The 3,582-nt window shown below is 58.3% G+C and carries 4 protein-coding genes; 3 read left to right on the top strand and 1 reads right to left on the bottom strand.

What is annotated here, in order from left to right:
* The 3 genes from CSW58_RS15390 to CSW58_RS11820 form a co-directional block, all read left to right on the top strand.
* Positions 1 to 206 (top strand): hypothetical protein (locus CSW58_RS15390; RefSeq protein WP_236627805.1); only part of this gene is annotated, 206 nt, incomplete at its 5' end.
* Between the two features lie 341 nt (positions 207 to 547).
* Positions 548 to 1,561 carry a hypothetical protein gene (locus tag CSW58_RS11815; RefSeq protein WP_143755190.1) on the top strand — a complete coding sequence of 338 codons (1,014 nt, stop codon included), beginning with the start codon at positions 548 to 550 and terminating at the stop codon, positions 1,559 to 1,561.
* Positions 1,562 to 1,583: 22 nt separating this feature from the next.
* A complete protein-coding gene (locus tag CSW58_RS11820) occupies positions 1,584 to 2,693 on the top strand; it encodes a hypothetical protein (protein WP_099447418.1) in 1,110 nt (369 codons plus the stop codon).
* A 119-nt stretch (positions 2,694 to 2,812) separates the two neighbouring features.
* Here the strand turns inward: CSW58_RS11820 and CSW58_RS11825 are convergent, their stop codons facing one another.
* A complete protein-coding gene (locus CSW58_RS11825) occupies positions 2,813 to 3,136 on the bottom strand; it encodes a GNAT family N-acetyltransferase (RefSeq protein WP_201721659.1) in 324 nt (107 codons plus the stop codon).
* Positions 3,137 to 3,582: the final 446 nt, after the last annotated feature.

The raw sequence follows: 3,582 nt of genomic DNA on the forward strand, positions 1-3,582 counted from the left end.
GCCTCTACTTTCTCACGAAGACAAAGGCGCCCGAGGATTATCCGGATGAAGTTCTGAAACTTCTCTGGATGCTCTGCGGACCCAAGAGCGAGGGGCAGTCGACCGATCTTGGAAAGATTCTGGATCGATTGTCGCAAGTGAAGGCCGGCCTGATTAGGGACCGGCGGTATCAATGGCTCCAGCAGCGCGCGGTCCGCTTCGACTGACGTCATCAACTAAACCGAGGTTGGCTCTAGTGCGCGAGTGTCCGGAAACTGGATTGGTCGCAACGTCTCCTCATGGCGCTCAACGGGTTATGGCGACGCCTTGGTCCTGATATCCGCGATTTCGAAGCCAGTGCATTCGATCTAGCCTCCACAGCCTAACGATTGCGCGCTTGTCGGGACGCTAGAAGGTGCGAATGAAGCGCAAACAATGGTTCGGCAGAAACCCCTGAGTGTGATCAGTTAAATAACTGCCTGTGATTGTCACCCCCCGAAATTCGTGAATAGATGCGTACTAATGGAGTCGCAGCGGGGGCGGGCGGTTGGATCGACGGGGATATGTCGTGGCGCGCAATGATCACGCGCTGTTCCCGCGACAAGTTCAAGATGAGATCGAGCGACGTGCTCGAGATGTGTTGGAACTAGTCGAGACGCAGCAGGCGGTCCGACTTCCCGCCGTCCGTTTCACTATACGAGCCCAAGCCTTAGGGCTGCAAACCCCGTCGGCCGTGATCTCGGCGGTGTTTCGCGGCGAAGAGACCCCGTCGGTCCGAATTTTGGCTGTGGCGGGAAAAGTCGCTCCTGGCCTCCTGCGCAGCGCGTTCGGCGAAAATGATCTGCTTGTCTTGATCGAGGAAGACGAGCGCGCGACGGGGGTGACTGTTCATCCTGGATTCGCGCGGTCAAGCTGTCGAATCGTTGCCAATCCAGAGCGATCAGCGCGACTGATCGAGGATCTAATCATTGATGTAACGCTGGGTAACTACTTTCGCGGACGCAAGCCCATTGCCGAAGTCGTGGATGCCGGTGGCGGCCTCCCCTCGCTCTATGCCCGCAAGGTCCGTTTCGCCCGCCGAACCGGCCTGCTCCGCGGCCCAACGACGGCACCTAAGGGCACCACCTATGTCATGCTCTCGATGCTCAGCCAGGCGGCAGACGACGATCTTGCCGCCCGCGCGGCCAGTGCATTCGAGACGTGGCAGCTCTTCGCGAGCAGTCTCACCCCCAAGATGCTGCCGTCACCAGATCAGACTCTGTTGATCGATGAGGGGAGCGGTACGTTCCCGTTCGCCCAGTTGCAGAAAATTGGCGCACAACTCTCGATGCCGACGATCAAAGCGCTGCTCAAAGCGCTAACATCGGGCACCTATGTGATGGCGGTCTTACGGTCGTCGTCATCGGTGCGAAAAACGCCCGAACTTCGAGGGCAAATTACCGGGATATTCGGTGAGAAGGCCCGCACAAACAGCCTTAAGATTTACCCATACGACAGCTACCTGCCCAACCTTCACACCCTTCAAGAGCTCAGCAAATCCGGTCACATCGTTCTGGTTCACTTTTCCCTGAATGATAATTGACCCCCAATTCGGACGCCTCGACATGGCTGAGAGCTGGTGCGGCTACATCGACATGCTGTCGACGCGTGCGATCGCGCAACGCAGTCCGCAGGATTTGCGTAGCACGCTGTCGAATTTTCACAGCGCGCTAGAAATGGCCTTTGAGAGCTTCAAGAGCGGCGAGTGCTACGCATTTAGTGATGGCGCGTTCTTCCGTTGTGAAGACCAGGAAGATTTCTTCGCCTTTTATCGCTTGGTCCGCAATGAGCTGTTCCAGCAAAAAGTTTTCTTTCGTTGCTCGTTCCTCGAGGGCACTATCGACGTGGTTGAGCGAGCTGCCGCGTCGGCGAAGTCGCTTCTGCCGTCTGGTCGCAAGCGACGGTTCTTCTCGATGACTTTTACGGATGATGCCGCGCGTGCCTATCAGCGTGAGAGTGAGTTCAAAGGGATCGGTTGCACTATAGATGTGGCCGTCAACAAGGGGCGAGCCAAGCAGCATATCGCGACCAGTTACTACCTAACCCAGGCGCACGGTTCCATTCGTCCCGTGAAGACGCTCGATGTGACGTTCAACGAAAGCGAGTTGGACAGGGCGGTCGCGGGTACTTCTCCCGCGGTCGGCGACAGAAGAGTTTTCGATAATATTGTTGATGCTTGCCAAGTCTCGCTGTCCCAGTCAGAGCGGGTAGGCGCTTGCTATTGCACGCCACTCGTCACAGCCATTCGATCTTGCGACTTGAGTAACGTCGACTATATCGACAGTGCATGGGTCAAGACCCCATACGTCTTCGAGGAGCTGATGTCCGGCCCTGTTGCGCGACAGCTTCGTCACATGCCCGGTCTGCACCTGCTTCTATTGAGTAGTTTTGACAGGCTATTCAGTCAGCAATCCCAGATTCCGCCAGCAGTTGAAAGGCAGGTAATTCTCCAACTTGCAAAATTTCCGCAATGCTTCCGACGTTTAGACGAGGTTCCAGACTTCGTAATTTCGCACAGCGCGCGTGCTCGCCTGGTCCAATTGCATGTCGAGCTGGAGAAGGAACTTGAGCGGAAGCGTCGAGCTGACGCAATCCTTCGCGAGGAGCGTAAGGCAAAGGTTGCGCTGGATGCAGAGGCAGCGATAGCGGCCCAGGGCACCACTACGACCAGCTGAAGCAATACGTTCTGAAACGATCGACGGCCCAAGCCTAGCTCTATCGAGCGTCAGGATGCTGAACGAGGCAAAGTGAATGTCCATATTCTGGAGGCGAGCCAAGTTCCGCTATTGGCGCATCATCCGCGCTTGCGAAGGGCGCGGGTGAAAACCTCGCCGCCTTCCACGAAGCCTGTGGCCAGACAAAATGTGCGTAGATCCCCGGGCGCGATCGGCGCGTGAAGCACAAGCTCGCCGCACCCCGCCGAGCGAGCGGCCTGAGAGGCTGCCTTGAGAAGCAGGCGGGCGACCCCGTTTCGACGCCGCTCTGGATCGACGAGGAGGGCGGAGATCCACCCCACCTTCAGGTCGGCCGTCAGAACCGAATGCCAATGCACCGCAATGACGCCCGACGGCGGGCCCCATTCGTCGGCGATGAGCAGGACGCCGGGTTGGTCCTGCATGGCGTTCAGGCGCGAGGACAGTTTGTCCCTGGCGATGGTCAGATTCCGCTGTTTTGAGCAGTTCGGCCTATTCCGTCCACGTCGCCATTGTCGGCGGGGCTCGAATGGACAGGCCATGGCGGCTCCTTCATGGCGGTTGCGTCTTCTGGTCGCGCGGGATTGCGGTCCTGGCCGCTCGCGCGGGAAGCCATAGAACGCCTGTCTGGCTGTTGGAAGCGAGCCAGGGTTTCTGGTTTTTGCGGCAACGCCGCGGGCTCACATTGGTTTGTGGAGGTCGTGAGCGGAGGATTGCCCGCTCAGGCGAGGTGCTTGATCAGGAAGCGCTGCGCCGAGCTGGTAGGCCCGGCTCATCGATGCTGTGGCCAAGACGAGGCGAAAACATGGGATGCGACGTCGAAGTCCAGGCCTTTGAGCTGGACGTCTGCCTGGTGCAGAGCTTCGACGGG

It is taken from the genome of Caulobacter sp. B11 (assembly GCF_002737765.1).
Lineage (GTDB): Bacteria > Pseudomonadota > Alphaproteobacteria > Caulobacterales > Caulobacteraceae > Caulobacter.